The sequence below is a fragment of the Bacillus sp. 16GRE42 genome, from assembly GCF_019837435.1.
GTDB lineage: Bacteria > Bacillota > Bacilli > Bacillales > Bacillaceae_G > Bacillus_A > Bacillus_A wiedmannii.
Genome location: NZ_JADAXF010000009.1, coordinates 58,829 through 77,394, shown reverse-complemented (window position 1 = coordinate 77,394; position 18,566 = coordinate 58,829). Strand labels below are relative to the sequence as shown.

The 18,566-nt window shown below is 35.1% G+C and carries 14 protein-coding genes and 2 pseudogenes; 14 read left to right on the top strand and 2 right to left on the bottom strand.

Annotation, left to right across the window (positions count from 1 at the left end; translation table 11 throughout):
* Positions 1-680 (bottom strand): RNA-guided endonuclease TnpB family protein (locus ILS93_RS27065; protein WP_222661667.1); only part of this gene is annotated, 680 nt, incomplete at its 3' end.
* A gap of 229 nt (positions 681-909) precedes the next feature.
* Here ILS93_RS27065 and ILS93_RS27060 point away from each other — a divergent pair.
* The 5 genes from ILS93_RS27060 (at position 910) to ILS93_RS27040 (ending at position 6,103) form a co-directional block, all read left to right on the top strand.
* Positions 910-1,452, top strand: coding sequence for a condensation domain-containing protein (locus ILS93_RS27060; protein ID WP_229135797.1), 543 nt, complete (start codon positions 910-912; stop codon positions 1,450-1,452).
* A 24-nt stretch (positions 1,453-1,476) separates the two neighbouring features.
* Positions 1,477-3,018, top strand: a complete 1,542-nt coding sequence (locus tag ILS93_RS27055; RefSeq protein ID WP_222661666.1) for a serine hydrolase domain-containing protein — start codon at positions 1,477-1,479, stop codon at positions 3,016-3,018.
* Between the two features lie 258 nt (positions 3,019-3,276).
* Complete coding sequence (locus tag ILS93_RS27050) at positions 3,277-3,573, top strand: hypothetical protein (protein ID WP_048562796.1); 297 nt, start codon at positions 3,277-3,279, stop codon at positions 3,571-3,573.
* Between the two features lie 305 nt (positions 3,574-3,878).
* Positions 3,879-4,508: a Type 1 glutamine amidotransferase-like domain-containing protein gene (locus ILS93_RS27045; RefSeq protein ID WP_016136254.1), complete on the top strand. Its 630-nt coding sequence runs from the start codon at positions 3,879-3,881 to the stop codon at positions 4,506-4,508.
* 593 nt (positions 4,509-5,101) lie between these two features.
* Entirely contained in the window at positions 5,102-6,103 is a 1,002-nt protein-coding gene (locus tag ILS93_RS27040) for a LacI family DNA-binding transcriptional regulator (RefSeq protein ID WP_222661665.1), read from the top strand.
* Positions 6,104-6,191: 88 nt separating this feature from the next.
* Here ILS93_RS27040 and ILS93_RS27035 read toward each other — a convergent pair whose 3' ends face one another.
* Positions 6,192-7,472 carry an MFS transporter gene (locus ILS93_RS27035; protein WP_222661664.1) on the bottom strand — a complete coding sequence of 427 codons (1,281 nt, stop codon included), beginning with the start codon at positions 7,470-7,472 and terminating at the stop codon, positions 6,192-6,194.
* Between the two features lie 492 nt (positions 7,473-7,964).
* Between ILS93_RS27035 and iolG the strand changes: the two genes are divergently transcribed.
* From iolG to ILS93_RS28845, 9 genes and pseudogenes are all read left to right on the top strand, one after another.
* A complete protein-coding gene (iolG, locus tag ILS93_RS27030; RefSeq protein WP_222661663.1) occupies positions 7,965-8,990 on the top strand; it encodes an inositol 2-dehydrogenase in 1,026 nt (341 codons plus the stop codon).
* A 103-nt stretch (positions 8,991-9,093) separates the two neighbouring features.
* Positions 9,094-10,092 (top strand): 5-dehydro-2-deoxygluconokinase, encoded by a 999-nt coding sequence (gene iolC / locus ILS93_RS27025; RefSeq protein ID WP_222661662.1) that lies wholly within the window; start codon positions 9,094-9,096, stop codon positions 10,090-10,092.
* Between the two features lie 77 nt (positions 10,093-10,169).
* A complete protein-coding gene (locus ILS93_RS27020) occupies positions 10,170-11,633 on the top strand; it encodes a CoA-acylating methylmalonate-semialdehyde dehydrogenase (RefSeq protein WP_222661661.1) in 1,464 nt (487 codons plus the stop codon).
* A 154-nt stretch (positions 11,634-11,787) separates the two neighbouring features.
* Positions 11,788-13,722: a 3D-(3,5/4)-trihydroxycyclohexane-1,2-dione acylhydrolase (decyclizing) gene (gene iolD / locus ILS93_RS27015; protein ID WP_222661660.1), complete on the top strand. Its 1,935-nt coding sequence runs from the start codon at positions 11,788-11,790 to the stop codon at positions 13,720-13,722.
* Positions 13,723-13,843: 121 nt separating this feature from the next.
* Positions 13,844-14,740, top strand: coding sequence for a myo-inosose-2 dehydratase (iolE, locus tag ILS93_RS27010; protein WP_222661659.1), 897 nt, complete (start codon positions 13,844-13,846; stop codon positions 14,738-14,740).
* 128 nt (positions 14,741-14,868) lie between these two features.
* A pseudogene (locus ILS93_RS27005) lies at positions 14,869-15,703 on the top strand (class II fructose-bisphosphate aldolase).
* Between the two features lie 105 nt (positions 15,704-15,808).
* The gene (locus ILS93_RS27000) at positions 15,809-16,600 is read left to right on the top strand and encodes a 5-deoxy-glucuronate isomerase (protein WP_222661658.1); all 792 of its coding nucleotides are present in this window, start codon (positions 15,809-15,811) and stop codon (positions 16,598-16,600) included.
* A 175-nt stretch (positions 16,601-16,775) separates the two neighbouring features.
* A complete protein-coding gene (locus ILS93_RS26995) occupies positions 16,776-17,660 on the top strand; it encodes an Rpn family recombination-promoting nuclease/putative transposase (RefSeq protein ID WP_222661657.1) in 885 nt (294 codons plus the stop codon).
* 238 nt (positions 17,661-17,898) lie between these two features.
* Positions 17,899-18,423: pseudogene (locus ILS93_RS28845) on the top strand (metallophosphoesterase); the annotation flags it as partial.
* Between the last annotated feature and the right edge of the window lie 143 nt (positions 18,424-18,566).

The following is an 18,566-nucleotide window of genomic DNA, read 5'->3' as shown; positions in this document are numbered from 1 at the left end:
TGAGAAGATCCTTTCATTCTTCTAGAAAGGACACGCTGTGCTTTCGCCAACTTATCTTCTAATGATCGGAAAAACTTCGGATTTTCATAGGGTGTTCCATCTGACAAAATGGCGAAATCTTTTAGTCCTACATCTACTCCAATGTAAGAATGTGTTTTCGGAAGTTCTTGTACTTCTGTTTCAACTAATAATGACACAAAATATCTACCAGAAGGGTTCCGTCTAACTGTAGCATTTACAATACGTCCCGTTATTTCACGACTGTTGGCAAATCGAACAAGACCTAGTTTTGGCAATTTTATTTTGCTTCCCATAACGGCAATGTTTTCATTTGTTTGTTTTGTGATATAAGATTGTACGTTATTCTTCTTGGATTTGAAACGAGGGGCAATATTTTGTTTTTTAAAAAATCGTGTATACGCATCCGCAAGGTTGCGAACAGACGACTGAATCGCAATACTATCCACTTCTTTGAGCCAAATAAACTCTTTCTTCATGGCAGGGAGTTTGGCAGAGCATGTACCATATGTTAAACCTTTTCCAGTTTCTTTATATGCGTGATTCCATAGGGATAGGAAATGATTGAATACAAAGCGAGAACAACCTATCGTTTTATTAATTAGAATTGCTTGTGCTTGATTTGGATAGATACGAAACTTAAAGGCTTTATTAATTATCATTTGATTCACCTCCATTTCGGTATATGACTATTATATACCAAACGTACATTCGATGGATAGTGAAGTAACACTTTCTGCATGTCGAACAATTAAGATGACTTCCTGCCATCCCTTGTTCGAAGCCAATGCATCTCCCACCTACACACTTCGCGTTCCTTGAGGAAGGAGTCTTCTTGGCTAAAATGATAAAACTGAAGTAATAGTTGAACTTGAAAGACACTGAAGAGAGTTGATAAATGGTCAAATTGACATATCTAGAACTGTTGGATGGTTTACAAGTATGTACCCTGCATATTTTAAGGTGGATCATGAGGAGATAGAGGATAAAATTAAATCATTAAAGGAACAACTTAGAAACATACCTAATAAAGGATTTAATTATAGCATTCTTAAGTTTTTAAATAGGGAATTTAAAGAACAAGAAGTCAAGTATATAAGATTCAATTATCTTGGAGGTTTTGATAATATAATTGATAAGAACCAATTAAATCTAAACAACATTGAATTTGCGTTAGATAGTGACAAGAATAATTCATTGACAGCACTAATGGATTTAGAGGCTATGGTGGTAAATGGTGCACTAAAGATAAATATTATCTACAGTAAAAATAGATTTAAAGATGAAACAATCCAAAGGTTTATTGAAAGTTATGTGAATACTTTGAAGGTAATTTTAGATAAGTGCATAGAAAAGGATTTCAAGGAATTCACCCCATCGGATTTTGATGCTGTAGAAATTTCACAAGAAGATTTAGATGCATTGTTTAATTAGAAGTTACGCAAGGGGTATATTATTATGAAAAATTTAAGAGAATTGTTAGTTATACTTAGTGTTTTTCTCAGTATAGTTGTATTACCACTTAAGGGATATGCATTAGACAATGAGGTTGAACAGATAAATTTATTAACAAATGATACAAAACTAAAAATAGAAAAGTTTATAGAAGAAAATATGGATAAAGGTAAGGTTCCAGGACTAGCAGTTACCTTAGTTAAAGGCGATAAGACTGTGTATCAAAAAGGATTCGGATATTCAGATATAGATGCTAAAAAGCCAGTTACTTCTAAATCCTTGTTTGAAATAGGATCTAATAGTAAAGCAGTTACTGCTTTAGGAATTTTTAATTTAGAAAAAAGTGGACAAATTAAACTTGAAGATGAAGTAACTAAATATATACCATGGTTAAAAGTTAAATATAAAGGTAAGGAAGCTTCAATAACTATAGAACAATTATTACATCAAACAAGTGGTATACCTTTTAAAACGATAGATAAGATACCAGTTTCTAATGAAGATAATGCACTTGAAGAAACAGTTAAAACCTTAATTAATATAGAATTAGATAGTGAACCAGGTAGGGATTTCCAGTATGCAACTATAAATTATGATGTTTTAGGGTTGGTTATTGAAAAAGTGACAGGGAAATCTTATGAAGGCTATATTGAAGAAAATGTCTTAAAGCCATTGGGTTTACATAATACTTATCTTTATAAAAATGAGATTGTTAATGAATATATCGCTAAAGGGTATAAACTCGAATTCTTAAAAAATGATGTATATGATGCACCTGTGTATAGAGGGAATAAGCCGGCTGGGTATATTATCTCCAGTGCTGAAGATATGGCTAAGTGGCTTAAGATTCAGCTGGGCACTTTAAATGATTTGAAATTTGATAAAGACATAGTTGGAAAATCTCAAGAGGCCAATCGTACAGTTAGACCATTAAGTGATGGATCATTCTATGCTAGTGGTTGGTTCATTTATCCAAAGAGTGAAAATCAAATTTCACATGCCGGGAATAATCCTAACTATTCTTCATTTATAGTATTTAATCCTAAGGATAAAGTCGGGGTTACAGTACTAAGTAATACGAACTCACAATATGTAGAACTTATAGGTCAAGGTATTAATAAGATTTTAGAAGAGGGCACTTACAATAAAAATATAATAGATTTAAATAAAGGCGCAGATACAATAGCTAGTGTAATTATATGTATTTCAATTTTAATAGTTTTAAGCATATTATTTTTCACATTAAAAGCAATATTAAATAAACAAAGGCATTTAAATACATATGGAAAAAAGAGTTTATTAAAGCTTGTTTTTTCTTTTCTGTTCATGCTGGGAATAAGTTACTGTATATATTTAATTCCATATATCCTTTATAGAGGAGTATCCTGGGAATTTGTTTTTGTATGGCTTCCTAATAGTGTTGAAGTTGCACTTTATTTTGTATTTACCAGTGTATGGTTAGTGTATATATACTTAGTATTTATAAGCTTTTTCAAAAAAGAAAACGATAAGGGAATATTTTTGTTATCTATAAAGCGTTATTAGTGGTTTTGATAATGCGCTTATAATTTTCACTATTAATATGACTGTAACAAGTAATAATGCGTTAAAGATTAAGCTGTTAATGTATTTCGTTTTAGGACTTATTCTTTATGTCTATGGGCAAAAGGTTATGAGGGGGAAATTAATAGATTTAACCAATGAAATAGTATATTCAAAAAGAATGGAAATTGTAAAAAAATCACTGGAATCTTCTTATAGCAAGTTTGAAGAAATTGAAAAGGGAAGAATTCAGTCCATTATATGAAAGATTATAAAGAACTAGAAGAAATAAGAAAATTAATTGATGTTGGAGGGCCTACTATGTGTCATAGTGCCAGAAAAGTATTTTTAAGTACGGCTTTAATAACATCGCCATCTGACTATAAAGAAGTAATTAATGAGCTTATCGATTATGGAGGTAGAGTATCTCTTAAATTAAGAATAGAACTTGCTAAAAAAGTTTCATCAGTTATTACCTCATATATGATTTCCGTAGATGAAACTATGAATAATATTGAACTTGAAGACCTGTTTAAAGCCTATGAGATAATGGAGTGATTAGGGAATTTTAAAAAATGAATGTGTGATTAAACATTCAGGACTGACACATAAAAAATAAATCAAATCCGTTAAATAGTCTATCTCTTTAGTTAATAGACTATTTAAAATTCATTTTAAAAGAATATGATAAAAAAAGAATTATCGAGTCCAGATATGGAATACCGCTTTTAGGAAATGTACCTTAAGAGATACTAAAAAAGTTATATATTAAATTGGTATTATTTTTTTGTGAGAAAGGTCAAAAATAAATTTCGAAAATTCAAAATTGATAAGTTATTGATTAGAAAATAGGGGGGAGTTTAATGAGAAAAATAGTATTATACAGTGATCAAGTACAAGAAGATAGAAAATTGGATTATGAACTTTTAAGGTTGTTAAATAAAGAAAATCCTTCAATAGCATATCTTCGAGCATCTTCAGATGTAACAGGAAAATATTTTAATTATGTAGTTAAATACTATAGATATTTAGGAATTAATAATGTGAAATATTTTGATTTAGACAAAGAATACGATGAAAGAAAGGTTAATGACATATTTAATTATGATGGAATACATCTTTCTGGTGGAAATACATTCTGCTTTTTATATTCCTTAAGAAAAAGAAATTTATTGCATTCATTAAAATCATATTTGCAAAATGGTGGGGTTTTGATTGGTGTTAGTGCTGGTAGTATAATAACAACTAAAAGTATTGATACAGCCCAATTTTTAGACGAGGATATTATAGGACTAGAGGATAGAGAGTCCCTAGGTATTGTAGATTTTGATTTTATGCCTCATTGGAGCGAGGAACAAAGTGGGAAATATTTAGATTTATTAAAAGATTATTCTAAGTTGAAAAATAGGGAGATTTATGCTTGTAAAGATGGTGATGGGATAGTTATTGAGGGAGAAGAGATTAAATTGATTGGTGATATTTTGAAAATCTAATTTAGTTTCAATTTATATTAACAAAGAAGAAACTCTTTTCGGTTTCTTCTAAGGGATCATGTATAAAACCATCTCCTTTATGTTTATAAATTGAGGAACAATTATGTTGAAACTATAGAAAAAGGGTCCTGTTAATACAGGACTCTTCTTTATTTTTATTAATGTAATTATTAGAGATATTAGTGAACTACTTGCCACTTAGCAAAGCTTGAATTGGGAGCTTCTCAGCTCCACGATGAAAGAAACCTTTCGACTCCTTGAGCGTTACGTCTAGAGTCCAACGCTTGGACGCTCCCTGTATACGGTTGATATTTTAAGCAGTTACCGAATAGCTTGGTTTTCGCACTCTATTTTCTTCCTGCAACCTCCTATATTAAGCTATCAAAGAACTTCAGATAGCTAGTTTATCAAAAGTTTTTTGCTATGCCAAACCGAAATTCATCTCCCACCTACCGTTTGGCTATCGCCCTTCACACGCTTGAGGAAGGAGAATTCTTCCGGTAAATTCATTAAAAAATTCCTCCTGTGTACCAAGAAGCAAAATATATTTATGATAAAATATAGAAAAAGATGATTAAGAAGGGATAATTAAAGTGAAACCAACAATTTATGATGTTGCGGAAAAAGCAGGTGTATCAATAGCGACTGTATCCAAGGTAATTAATCAAACTGGGCGTATTAGTGAAAAAACAATAAACAAAGTAAATCAGGTAATGGATGAATTAGATTACCAGCCAAGTAGTGTAGCAGCAGCGTTAACAGGTAAAAAAACATATACGATTGGGGTACTTGTCCCAGATATCTCAAATCCTTTTTTTGCAGAAGTAGCAAGAGCTTTTGAAAATAGTGCACGAGAATCAGGGTATACACTCATTTTATGTAGTACAGATCATCAAACAAAACGTGAGCACGAATACATTGATTTACTATTTAAAAAGCAAGTAGACGGCATTATTATTGCGACGGAGCTAAACGATTATAAACTTGTAAAAAAAATCGTGAATCGAGATTTACCACTTGTACTATTCACTGTAGATCATCCTTCCATCACGACTCATGTTGTGACAACTGATGATATGAGGGGAGGCTATCTAGCTGGAAGTTATCTAACGCAGAAAGGCCATACATCTTTAACGATTATGTTGGAGAAGGATAGAAAAAGTAGCGTAGGGAGATTGAATGGTTTCAAACAAGCTCTAACGGATTCGGAGATTTCGTTAGATGATGAGGCTATCATTAGCTGCTATTCGACAGTGGAAGATAGTAAACGTGCAAGTAAGGAATTACTTAATTTGCCTTACAGGCCTACAGCGGTTTTTGCTTGTACAGATTTAATTGCTATATGCCTTATGAATGAAGCAAGAAAACAAGGACTTTCAATTCCGGAAGATTTATCAATAATCGGATTTGATAATACAATTTATGCTGAGATTGCAGATCCAGGGTTAACAACAATTGAACAGCCAATTAAACAAATGGCAACCTGTACGTTTGAACAACTGCTAAAAACGATGGAAATGAAGGGGCATGCTAAGCAAAAAATTACAATTATTCCTCAGTTAGTAGAGCGATCCTCAGTAAAGGATATTACATGATAGATTTTTTATAAGCCTATTCGAATGTAACAAAAGAAGGTCATCGTAACTAAGTATAGTTAGGATGACCTTCTTTTATATTTAGGATTTAGACAGAGAATTGCTCACCGCTTTTCGTATTTAAATCCTGCTCCATCTCATTTTCTTTTGGAATAGTAAGGAAATGAGTTAAAAATGCACCAAAGAAATACAAACCAGCAAAGATCCACATCACGCCACCAACACCTAATGGACCGATAAAGGCAGTTACTACTAGTGGTCCAACAAATGCTGATAATCCTGAACCTAAATTTAAGACAGACATTGCAGCTCCTTTATTTTCAGGAGATAATGATGGAACTAATGCGGTAAGAGGTACATAGCCGGCAAGTGTTGCTCCGTAGCAACAGGCAACAAATAATATTGCCCAATAATTATGTCCTACTATTTGTGGTACATAATAGAGTGCAAGAGTTACAATTCCGCAACCGACTCCTCCGAACCATTTAATCGTATTTACCCAACCAAACTTGTCTCCAACAATACCAAAAATAATATTAAACACCATATTTACAAAGAATAGAGTACCCCAAATTTGAAGCCATTCTGTCATCGTAAAATTATATTTCATCATATAGGTAGGTAGGAAAACAACAAATCCAAACTGAGCGGCCGAGTTTATAATTTTTACAATACCGCCTATACCAACTTTAGGATTTTCAAATGCGATGGTAATGCCTTTTAGTAATTCACTTGATTTGTTAGCGCTTACGGTTTGTACTTTAAATTTATCCTTATTCACAACAATTGAGAATAATCCACCGACGACAACAAAAATTAAAGCACTCCATAATGTAGCGATTTCTCCGATTTTCGGAACCATATAGCTAGAATAAAAGGCTCCTATAACACTAAGCCCTAGCTGGAATACGAACCAGAACCAGCCAACTGCCCTTGAAAGCATTTGTTGAGGCGTACTGTAAGATACCCAAACTAGAAAAGAATAGGCAAATAAAGGATAACCGAACCCTCGTAGGGCATAGCAAATTATAATTACGGGATAATTCATATGTTGAATTCCTATACCTATGAACCCGATTGAACCTAAAATGAATGATACTAAACCAAACGTCATGACTTTTCTTGGTCCCCACATTTGCACAAATACCCCCGAAAACCAAGAAGAAGCAGATACAGTAATTCCGTAAATAGTAAACAGGAAAGCCGCGTGTTCTAGCGTTAATCCTTTTTCAACGAGATAAGGGGATAACCATCCCTGTTCTAACCCGTCCCCAATCATAAAAACAATAATCCCTATGTATCCCCAAGTTAAATTAGAAGGGATCCCAATCCTGTCCATAAATGTTTTGTTTGAACTAATAGCGTTCATTCTCCCACCACCGATAAGTTATTTTTTGGTTAAGCGCTTAATTCTTTTTGTTAAAAAGTATACGCTTACATTATGAGGTCGTCAATTAAATTTTTTGACAATTTACAACTTTCTTTTATAGAGTCCTTCTATTTACTTATTGGACAATAAAATAATAGTGCGTATGAAAAGAAAGAAATACCTTATAGATGGGGGATTACTATTTAAAAGGCTTCGTTATCTTTGTTATATCAGTATTTTAAAAGATTATATTTGTAGCTTTTTAGATGATTTATTTCTAATTCTTATTTTTTATTTTTATGTAATACGTTTATTGAGGGAATTTAAAATTCAGATGAAAAGAGAAGTATTCAAAAAAATAAAAATGTTTTCAATTTAGAATCAAGTGTGTATAATAAAGAAAAATAGGGAAAGCGCTTAACTAACTTGATACGCTAAACCCTATAGACTTTCATTTCGTTTCTTAAATTTTAATATAGAGGGAGAAATCATATGAACGTTTTAAAAATTGGGATTATTGGTGCTGGACGAATTGGGAAACTACATGTTGATAATTTGCAGCTTATGCCACAAGTAAAAATTAAAGCGGTTTCAGATGTAGTAATTGCTCATCTAGAAAAGTGGGCTCAAGAAAAAGGAATTTCCACTCTGACTACAAACTATCAGGATTTATTAGCAGATCCAGAAATTGATGCTGTCTTTATTTGTTCACCAACAAATACACATGCGCAAATTATTAAAGAAGCGGCTCTTGCGAAAAAACATATTTTCTGCGAAAAACCTGTTAGTTTCTCGGTAGAAGAAACATTAGAAGCATTAGAAGTGGTAAAAGAACAGGGAGTATCTCTTCAAGTGGGTTTTAATCGTCGTTTTGATCCTAACTTCAGGAAAGTTTATGATCTGATTCAACAAGGTGAAGTGGGGCAGCCGCATATCTTAAAAATTACGTCACGCGATCCACAACCGCCAAGTATAGAATATGTTCGCTCTTCAGGCGGATTGTTTATGGATATGATGATTCATGATTTTGATATGGCTCGTTATGTGATGAATAGTGAAGTCGTTGAAGTATTTGCATATGGAACAACATTAATTGATCCATCCATTCAGGAAGTAAATGATGTTGATACAGCAATTGTCACATTAAAATTTGCAAATGGAGCTTTAGGAGTAATTGATAATAGCCGCCAAGCTGTTTATGGATATGACCAGCGTGTTGAAGTGTTTGGTGAAAAAGGTGCGGTTGCTGCGGATAATTGCTGCCCGACAACAGTACAAGTTTCTAAAACAGAAGGTGTTGTAAAAGATAAGCCACTTTATTTCTTCTTAGAGCGTTACACGCAGGCTTACATTGAGGAAGTAACACAATTTACAAAGTCAATTATAGAAGGACAAGCTGTTATTTGCAGTGGTAATGATGGGTTACAAGCAGAGCGAATTGCGAAAGCTGCGAAGGAATCTTTGCTAACAGGAAAACCTGTTCTAATTGAACATAAACAGCCTGCATTAAATCAATAAAGAGAGCGCTTACTTATAGATAGATAAAGAGTAATGAATAGTAGGTTAATAAAAATATGAACCACAGCATTCATTCTTTCATAAAGCATGGGAGGTAGTAACAATGAATCCACTTATTTTTAAAGAAAGTCGTCCATTGGACCTAATTGCAGTTGGACGTTTATGCGTTGATTTAAATGCTAATGAAACACAACGTCCTATGGAAGAAACAAGAACGTTTACTAAATATGTAGGAGGTTCTCCTGCAAATATTGCAATTGGTGCTGCACGTCTTGGTTTACAAACAGGATTTATCGGTAAAGTGTCTGATGATCAAATGGGCCGTTTTATTACAGGGTACCTAAAGGACAATAAGATTAATACAGATCAGATACGTATCGATCGTACAGGTGCAGTGACAGGTCTAGCATTTACAGAAATTAAAAGCCCTGAGGATTGCAGTATTTTAATGTACCGCGACAATGTCGCAGATTTAAACCTTGATCCAACAGAGGTATCTGAGGACTATATTAAACAATCAAAAGCACTCTTAATTTCAGGAACAGCTTTAGCGAAAAGTCCTTCTCGCGAGGCGGTATTTTTAGCATTAGAATATGCGCGTAAGCATGATGTAGTTGTATTTTTTGATGTGGATTACCGCCCTTATACATGGCAGTCAGAAGCTGAAACGGCTGTGTATTACAATCTAGCGGCTGAAAAATCTGATGTCATTATTGGAACACGTGAAGAATTCGATATGATGGAAAAACTATTAAACTATGAAAAATCTAATGACCAAGTTACGGCTGAAAGATGGTTTTCTCATCATGCGAAAATCGTTGTAATTAAACATGGCGGGGATGGTTCAATCGCATATACGAGAGACGGTCAATCTCACCGAGGCGGTATCTTTAAAACAAAGGTGTTAAAGACGTTTGGCGCTGGCGACTCGTATGCATCCGCGTTTATTTATGGATTAATGCAAGGGCTTGAGACTCCTCAAGCGATGCGATTAGGAGGCGCTTCTGCTTCGATCGTTATTTCTAAACATAGCTGTTCTGATGCAATGCCAACGAGAGCAGAGATTTCTGCATTCATGGAAACGGCTGAGGAATTGGTATAGAAACGTCATGAATCAATAATCAGTAAGGGCGTATCCTATTGGACGCTTCTACATTACATAAAAGGGAGAGAATGAATATGACAGTACAAACAGCACAAATTGTAAAAAACTACATTGGCGGCGAATGGGTAGAATCCATTTCAACTAAGATGGAAGCTGTATATAATCCTGCAACAGGAGAAGTAATCGCTCAAGTACCACTTTCAACAAAAGAAGATGTTGAACATGCTGTATTAGCAGCAAATGAAGCATTCAAATCTTGGTCTAAAACGGCTGTGCCAAAACGCGCTCGTATTCTATTTAAATATCAACAATTACTAGTAGATAACTGGAAAGAGTTAGCGAAACTTATTACGATTGAAAACGGAAAAAGCTATAACGAGGCTTACGGTGAAGTTCTTCGTGGTATTGAGTGCGTGGAGTTTGCAGCGGGTGCTCCTACATTAATGATGGGAAAACAGCTACCTGATATTGCGACAGGTATTGAGTCTGGTATGTATCGTTATCCAATTGGTGTTATAGGCGGCATTACACCATTTAATTTCCCGATGATGGTTCCATGCTGGATGTTCCCACTTGCGATTGCTTGTGGTAATACATTTGTATTGAAATCTTCAGAGCGTACACCACTTCTAGCAGCAAAGTTAGCCGAATTAGCTGAGGAAGCAGGCTTACCAAAAGGGGTATTAAATATTGTAAATGGCGCACACGATGTAGTAAACGGCCTTCTTGAACATAAATTAGTGAAGGCAATTTCGTTTGTAGGTTCTCAACCTGTCGCAGAATATGTATACAAAAAAGGAACAGAAAACTTAAAACGCGTGCAAGCATTAGCTGGTGCGAAAAACCATTCCATTGTATTAAATGATGCGAATCTTGAACTAGCAACAAAGCAAATTATTAGTGCTGCATTCGGTTCTGCTGGTGAGCGTTGTATGGCTGCTTCTGTTGTAACAGTAGAAGAAGAAATTGCAGATCAATTAGTTGGAAGACTAGTAGAAGAAGCAAATAAAATTGTCATCGGAAATGGTCTTGATGAAGATGTGTTTTTAGGACCAGTTATTCGTGATAACCATAAAGAGCGCACAATTGGTTACATCGATTCAGGTGTAGAACAGGGTGCTACATTAGTTCGTGATGGACGCGAAGATACAGCTGTAAAAGGAGCTGGTTACTTCGTTGGGCCAACAATTTTTGACCATGTTACAAAAGAAATGAAAATCTGGCAAGATGAGATCTTTGCTCCTGTTTTATCTATTGTTCGTGTGAAATCATTGGATGAAGCGATTGAAATTGCCAATGAGTCTCGTTTTGCAAATGGAGCATGTATTTATACAGATAGTGGGGCAAGTGTACGTCAATTCCGTGAAACTATTGAATCAGGTATGTTAGGTGTGAATGTTGGGGTTCCGGCACCAATGGCATTCTTCCCGTTCTCTGGCTGGAAAGACTCTTTCTATGGTGATCTCCATGCGAATGGTACTGACGGCGTTGAGTTTTATACAAGAAAGAAAATGCTTACATCTCGTTGGGAAAAGTAATCAATAAGAGAGAAGTAGAATCTGTGTAGTTGCTTGGAAGCGAAAGTAACGTAAGTAGTAAAACATAAGAAGGAAGTATTAGGAGTCTATCAAATTCCTAATACTCCTTTTTCATATGCAGAATGACTGTTAGAGATAGAAAGGAGCAAATCATATGCAAACTGTTAGAATGACGACAGCGCAAGCATTGGTGAAATTTTTGAATCAGCAATACGTAGAGTTTGATGGAGAGCAACAAAAGTTTATTAAAGGAATCTTTACGATTTTTGGTCATGGGAATGTAGTAGGCCTAGGTCAAGCTTTAGAAGAAGACGCAGGGGAATTAGAAGTTTACCAAGGGAGAAATGAACAAGGAATGGCAAATGCTGCGATGGCTTTTGCAAAACAAAAACATAGAAAACAAATTATGGCATGTACTTCTTCTGTTGGTCCTGGATCAGCCAATATGATTACTTCTGCAGCAACAGCTTCAGCAAATAATATTCCCGTGTTACTACTTCCAGGAGATGTATTTGCAACGAGACAACCTGATCCTGTTCTTCAACAAATTGAACAAACACATGACTTATCTATTTCTACAAATGATGCTTTTCGTGCAGTAAGTAAGTACTGGGACAGGATAAATCGTCCTGAACAATTGATGACAGCTATGATTCAAGCGATGCGTGTTTTAACGAATCCGGCAGATACAGGAGCTGTAACAATTTGTTTACCACAAGATGTCCAAGGAGAAGCATGGGATTTTCCAGATTACTTCTTCCAAAAGCGTGTTCACCGTATTGAACGTCGTCTACCTATAAAAGCCAGCTTAGCGGATGCAGTGGAAATAATTAAGAGAAAGAAAAAGCCAGTTATGATTTGCGGTGGTGGTGTAAGATACGCAGAAGCGGCAGAAGAGTTAAAACAGTTTGCTGAAACATTCCACATTCCATTTGGAGAAACACAGGCTGGAAAAAGTGCAATTGAAAGTAGTCACCCATATAATCTTGGCGGCATTGGAGTAACGGGAAATTTAGCAGCTAATACAATTGCAAAGGAAGCGGATCTTGTTATTGGGATCGGGACGAGATTTACTGATTTTACAACAGCATCGAAACAATTATTTCAAAATGAGGAAGTTGAGTTTTTAAACATCAATATTTCAGAATTTCATGCGAATAAGCTTGATGCATTAATGGTTATAGCAGATGCAAAAGAAGCGCTTCTTGCTCTAATAGATGAACTGCAAGTAATTAATTATCGATCTAGTTATACAGTAGAAATTGCTGATGCAAAAGAGGCTTGGGAAATAGAATTATCACGTCTACATAATATTCGCTTTACAGGTCAAGATTTCACACCAGAAGTAGAAGGCCATTTCGATGGAAAGTTAAATGAGTATGTAGACGCACTTGGTACACAATTAACACAGACTGCAGTCATTGGAGAAATCAATACATTACTGGATGAAGATGCAATTATCGTTGGAGCGGCAGGAAGTCTTCCAGGTGATTTACAAAGAATATGGGCATCAAGAAAACCAAATACATATCACATGGAGTATGGATACTCTTGCATGGGCTATGAGGTTGCGGGTGCACTAGGTGCAAAGCTAGCTGAACCATTGAAGGAAGTATATGCAATGGTAGGGGATGGTAGTTACCAGATGCTTCATTCAGAGCTTGTCACAAGTCTTCAAGAAAACAAAAAAATTAACGTCTTATTGTTTGATAACTCCGGATTTGGCTGTATTAATAACTTACAAATGGGTAATGGAATGGGGAGCTTTGGAACAGAGTTTCGCTATCGAAATCAGGAAACTCGTAAATTAGACGGGGGAATTATGAAAATTGATTTTGCAGCTAGCGCAGCTGGATATGGTGTGAAAACATATCATGTTACATCACTAGAACAATTACAGGAAGCGCTTATCGATGCGAAAAAACAAACAGTTTCTACATTAATTGATATTAAAGTACTACCCAAAACAATGACAAATGGATACGAGTCATGGTGGCATGTAGGTGTTGCGGAAGTATCTAAAAGTCAAAGTATACAAGCTGCGTATGAGAGTAAAGTAAGTAACTTGCAACAGGCAAGGTCTTATTAGATTAGGACACAAAGAGAGCTTTTATCTACATGCATATTGATTAGGAAGCTCTCTTTTCAATAACCAGTTAAGAGAATTTGGCGAAATTCTATCACATTTTGTAAAGAGGAGAGACAAGGGGATGTTTAAAGAAAATACAGTTAAGCTTGGAATTGCACCAATTGCTTGGACAAATGATGATATGCCGGAGCTAGGAGCAGAAAATACGTTTGAACAATGTATTAGTGAGATGGCACTAGCTGGATTTAAGGGAAGTGAAGTAGGGAATAAATATCCGAGAAACACAGTTGTATTAAAAAAATCTTTGGAATTACGAAACTTGGAAATTGCTAGTGCATGGTTTAGTACGTTTTTAACAACGAAGCCGCTTGAAGAGACAGTACAAGCATTTATTAAGCATAGGGATTTCTTGCATGACATGGGTGCAAAAGTCATCGTTGTTTCAGAGCAAGGGCATAGTATTCAAGGTTTAATGGATGTACCACTATTTAAAAATAAGCCTGTTTTTACAGAAGAAGAGTGGGATAAGCTTGCGGATGGATTACATCACCTCGGTAAATTAGCTCAGGAAAAGGGGCTACATATTGTATACCATCACCATATGGGTACGGGTGTTCAAACAACGGCAGAAATTGAAAAGTTAATGGACATGACTGATCCAGCGCTTGTATCTCTGCTTTTTGATACAGGTCATCTTGTTTTTTCAGGAGAAGAGCCACTTTATATTTTGAAAAAATATTTACCTCGTATTAAACACGTACATTTAAAAGATATTCGTCAAGAAGTAGTAGATGCTGTAAAGGAAAGCGAATTAAGTTTCCTACAGGCAGTGAAGAATGGAGCATTTACAGTTCCCGGGGATGGCGTAATTGTGTTTGATGAAGTGTTTACTATCCTTGCAAACTCTGATTATCAAGGGTGGTTTGTGGTAGAAGCAGAGCAAGACCCAGCTTTAGCGAATCCTTTTGAATACGCATTAAAAGCCCGAAAATTTATACAAGAAAAAGCAGGTCTGTAATTTAAGCATTTTAAGATTATCCATAAGTAAATGGTATGGTAATCAACATCTCTTCTTACAAAAGGGGTAAAAAGACGTGAAGGTTGGTTTTACATGTAATAAATAATATTGAAATAGGGGAGTATGTAATGCCATTAGTTCAAATGAAAGATATTTTAATGAAAGCAAATCAAGAGAATTATGGGGTTGGAGCTTTTAGTGTCGCTAATATGGAAATGGTAATGGGAGCTATTAAAGCAGCTGAAGAGTTAAGTTCACCGCTTATTCTACAAATTGCGGAAGTTCGTTTGAATCATTCGCCAATTCATATGATTGGTCCTTTGATGGTAGCTGCAGCGAAAAAAGCAAGCAGTTCACTTTGATCACGGGATGACGTTTGAAACGATTAAAGAGACGTTAGAGATTGGTTTTAGCTCGGTTATGTTTGATGGCTCTCACTATCCGTTAGAAGAGAATATCCAAAAGGCAAAAGAAATTGTAGAACTTGCGAAACAGTATGGAGCGACGGTAGAGGCTGAGATTGGCAGAGTTGGTGGTAGTGAGGACGGATCAGAAGATATTGAAATGTTGCTGACAAGCGCTACAGAAGCAAAACGATTTGCAGAAGAAACCGACGTAGATGCGTTAGCGGTTGCAATTGGAAATGCGCATGGTATGTACAATGGAGATCCTGATTTACGATTAGACCGCCTACAAGAGATTAATGAGGTAGTCCATATCCCACTCGTTTTACATGGCGGCTCTGGCATTAGTCCAGAGGATTTCAATCAATGTATTCAACATGGTGTTCGAAAAATTAATGTAGCAACAGCCACATTTCAGAATGTAATTACTGCTGTTAACAATACAGTCCTAAATAATCCGTATTCAGATTACTTTACGTACCACCAGGATGTTATTGAGGCTGCTTACGAAAATGTTAAAATTCATATACAAATATTCGGAAGTGAAAATAGAGTATAAATAGAAAAGCTTTCTTCAGTAATAGTTAGATGAAACTCGGAATGTAGTTAGCTGAAAAAAGTAGAGAATGATTGAGTAGCCATTAAATAAAAGGGGGAGAAAGCCATGTTAGGAAAATTAGGTGAATTAACTGAAGGATATAATGTATTAACAGAAATGAACGGTCAATGCAGTGATATGTTAATGGATATAGGCATATATAAGATGTTTAATGAGAAAGAAGAGTTGCTATTTGATGATAAGAATGAAACGGCAATTCTTTTACTAGAAGGGGCAATACGTTTAGAGTGGGAAGGAATGGAACAAGTTATTCAAAGACAGTCTGTGTTTGAAGAAAACCCTTGGTGCTTACATGTATCTAAAAATGTGAAGGTTACAATTACTGCTCTTTCAGATAGTGAAGTGCTTGTTCAAAAAACAGATAATGATCAAGAATTTGCGTCTAAGTTATATACTCCAAATGAATGTCAAAGTGTTGTAGCTGGGGAAGGAGTATGGGAAGGAACAGCGCAGCGTGTTATTCGTACGATTTTTGACTATAACAATGCTGCATATTCTAATATGGTAGTAGGCGAGGTTATTTCTTATCCTGGGAGATGGTCTAGTTATCCACCACATCACCATGATCAACCGGAGGTATATTATTATCGCTTTAACAAACCACAGGGATTTGGATGTGCAATGGTTGGTGAGGATGCATATCGCGTTGTACATAATAGCTTTATTACAATTCCGGGTGAGCTAGACCATCCACAAGCAACAGCGCCTGGATATGCCATGTATTTTTGTTGGATGATTCGACATCTTGAGAATAACCCATGGAATGATCGTATCATGGAGGAAGACCACAAGTGGTTATTAGAACCAAACACGAAAATTTGGCCAGAAAAAGAATAGATAAAAATAAAGGTTCTGGACAAAAATGATGTTACTTACAATTTTTTTGCTCAGAACCAATTTTTTGAATTTACGAAGGCTCTTATGTGAGATAACATAAGGGTCTGTTTGCATGTTCTACCTTTTATTATGTACAATAAGAATAAGAGATGATATAGACAGGGAGAGGAAATCCATGTCCACTAAATTAGTAAATTTACGAATTGATTTTGCTTTTAAACAGTTATTTGGGACGAAAGGAAATGAAGAAATTTTAACGGGTTTCTTAAATGCAATTTTAGAAGAATCGTTAGAGACACCTATTACATCGCTACAACTAGATGATCCACATCTCCATAAATCTTATGAAGATGATAAATTATCAATTTTAGACCTATTAGCAACTTTAGATAATGGGACGCAGGTAAATATCGAAATTCAGCTTCGAAATACACATGATATGGTGAAGCGATCTTTATATTATTGGAGTAAACTTTATACATCCCAAATGCAAGAAGGGATGCCATATCGTTCACTTCGGAAAACAATTACCATTAACTTATTAGATTTTATTTTATTTTCTCAGGAAGATGAATTTCATACCATCGGACAATTATGGAATACAAAAATGCAACAAATTTTAAGTGACGACATTGAAATCCATTTTGTAGAGATACCGAAATTAGTAAAACAATGGCGTGAAGAAAAAGTAAACCCTTGGGAAAATACATTTGTTCGTTGGATGTTATTATTACCAGCACATGAAGATGAACATTTAACTCAAACATTGGAGGAGATTGCGATGAATCAAGATCCAATTTTACAAAAGGCAATTAATAAATGGGAAAATATGAGCCATGATTCTTCTTTCCGAACAGCTTATGAAGCTCGAGAGAAATTACTTCTAGATGAACAAGCCAAGTTAGCACATGCAGAACAAGAGGGCGTGGAAAAAGGTATTGAGCAAGGTAAGATGCAAATGATTCGAGGGATGCATGAAATAGGTGTACCGCTTGAAACTATTGCAAAAGCAAGTAAGTTGAGTGTAGAGGAAATAGAACGTATCTTGAAATTAAAGTAAATATAAGAACCTATAGAACTTATGAATAACAGAAAGTAGACGTTCATTGTTATAGTACGTTTAACAGAAAAGTATTGCTGAACAATTCGGCAGTGCTTTTTCTATATCATTTTTTGTTTTTCATGCAGAATCACCCGCAAAATTACTTTGTGTAGTTTAAGTTTTCTGAATAATAATTTATATTTTCAAAGTTCAAGCAACTTTATGACAGTCCAAAAAGAAGAGAAATATTGTTATTATGCATAAAATGAAATGGAGAAACTATGTATGTTATTTTGTTATTCTTATACTTCTTGGAACAGCAGTAACAATCAAGCCATCTATCTCAAAAGCTGAGGAATCTGATGTTAATATTACATTGTTAGGTACTGCAGATATTCATGGTAGATTTATGCCCTGGGATTATGCGCTTGATGGTGCAAATACGAGTGGAAGTTTAACACAGATTTATACGGTTATAAAGAAAGTACGTCAAGAAAATCCAAATACCATATTAGTAGATGCCGGGGATACTATTCAAGGAAACTCAGTAGAATTATTCAACGATTAACCACAATCGCCAATGATGGTAGCGATGAATGCAATGGGATATGATGCTTGGGCATTTGGAAATCATGAATTTAACTTTGGATTAGATACATTGAAAAAAGTTAGTGAGCAATATAAGGGCAAGACATTGGCAGGAAATATTTATAAGGAAAATGGAGAGCGTTTTCTTCCTGCATATACAATTGTTGAAAAAGGGACAGATCATTTGGATGGAGATTTATATGGCAGAGGTAGAGTAAGGGTACATTCAGACTTGAAAAGTATGAATGTTGTGTAAAAGGAATGCAAATTGTTGAAAATATAAAAAACGTATAGTACAGTGAGGGTGTATGCTAGATAATAATGAATAAGAAGTCG

Bases quoted from the DNA above. Each gene is read 5' to 3' on its own strand.
- ILS93_RS27055 (WP_222661666.1), top strand. From the start codon at position 1,477: ATGAAAAATTTAAGAGAATTGTTAGTTATACTTAGTGTTTTTCTCAGT.
- ILS93_RS27050 (WP_048562796.1), top strand. From the start codon at position 3,277: ATGAAAGATTATAAAGAACTAGAAGAAATAAGAAAATTAATTGATGTT.
- ILS93_RS27045 (WP_016136254.1), top strand. From the start codon at position 3,879: ATGAGAAAAATAGTATTATACAGTGATCAAGTACAAGAAGATAGAAAA.
- ILS93_RS27035 (WP_222661664.1), bottom strand. From the start codon at position 7,472: ATGAACGCTATTAGTTCAAACAAAACATTTATGGACAGGATTGGGATC.
- iolG (WP_222661663.1), top strand. From the start codon at position 7,965: ATGAACGTTTTAAAAATTGGGATTATTGGTGCTGGACGAATTGGGAAA.
- iolC (WP_222661662.1), top strand. From the start codon at position 9,094: ATGAATCCACTTATTTTTAAAGAAAGTCGTCCATTGGACCTAATTGCA.
- ILS93_RS27020 (WP_222661661.1), top strand. From the start codon at position 10,170: ATGACAGTACAAACAGCACAAATTGTAAAAAACTACATTGGCGGCGAA.
- iolD (WP_222661660.1), top strand. From the start codon at position 11,788: ATGCAAACTGTTAGAATGACGACAGCGCAAGCATTGGTGAAATTTTTG.
- iolE (WP_222661659.1), top strand. From the start codon at position 13,844: ATGTTTAAAGAAAATACAGTTAAGCTTGGAATTGCACCAATTGCTTGG.
- ILS93_RS27000 (WP_222661658.1), top strand. From the start codon at position 15,809: ATGTTAGGAAAATTAGGTGAATTAACTGAAGGATATAATGTATTAACA.
- ILS93_RS26995 (WP_222661657.1), top strand. From the start codon at position 16,776: ATGTCCACTAAATTAGTAAATTTACGAATTGATTTTGCTTTTAAACAG.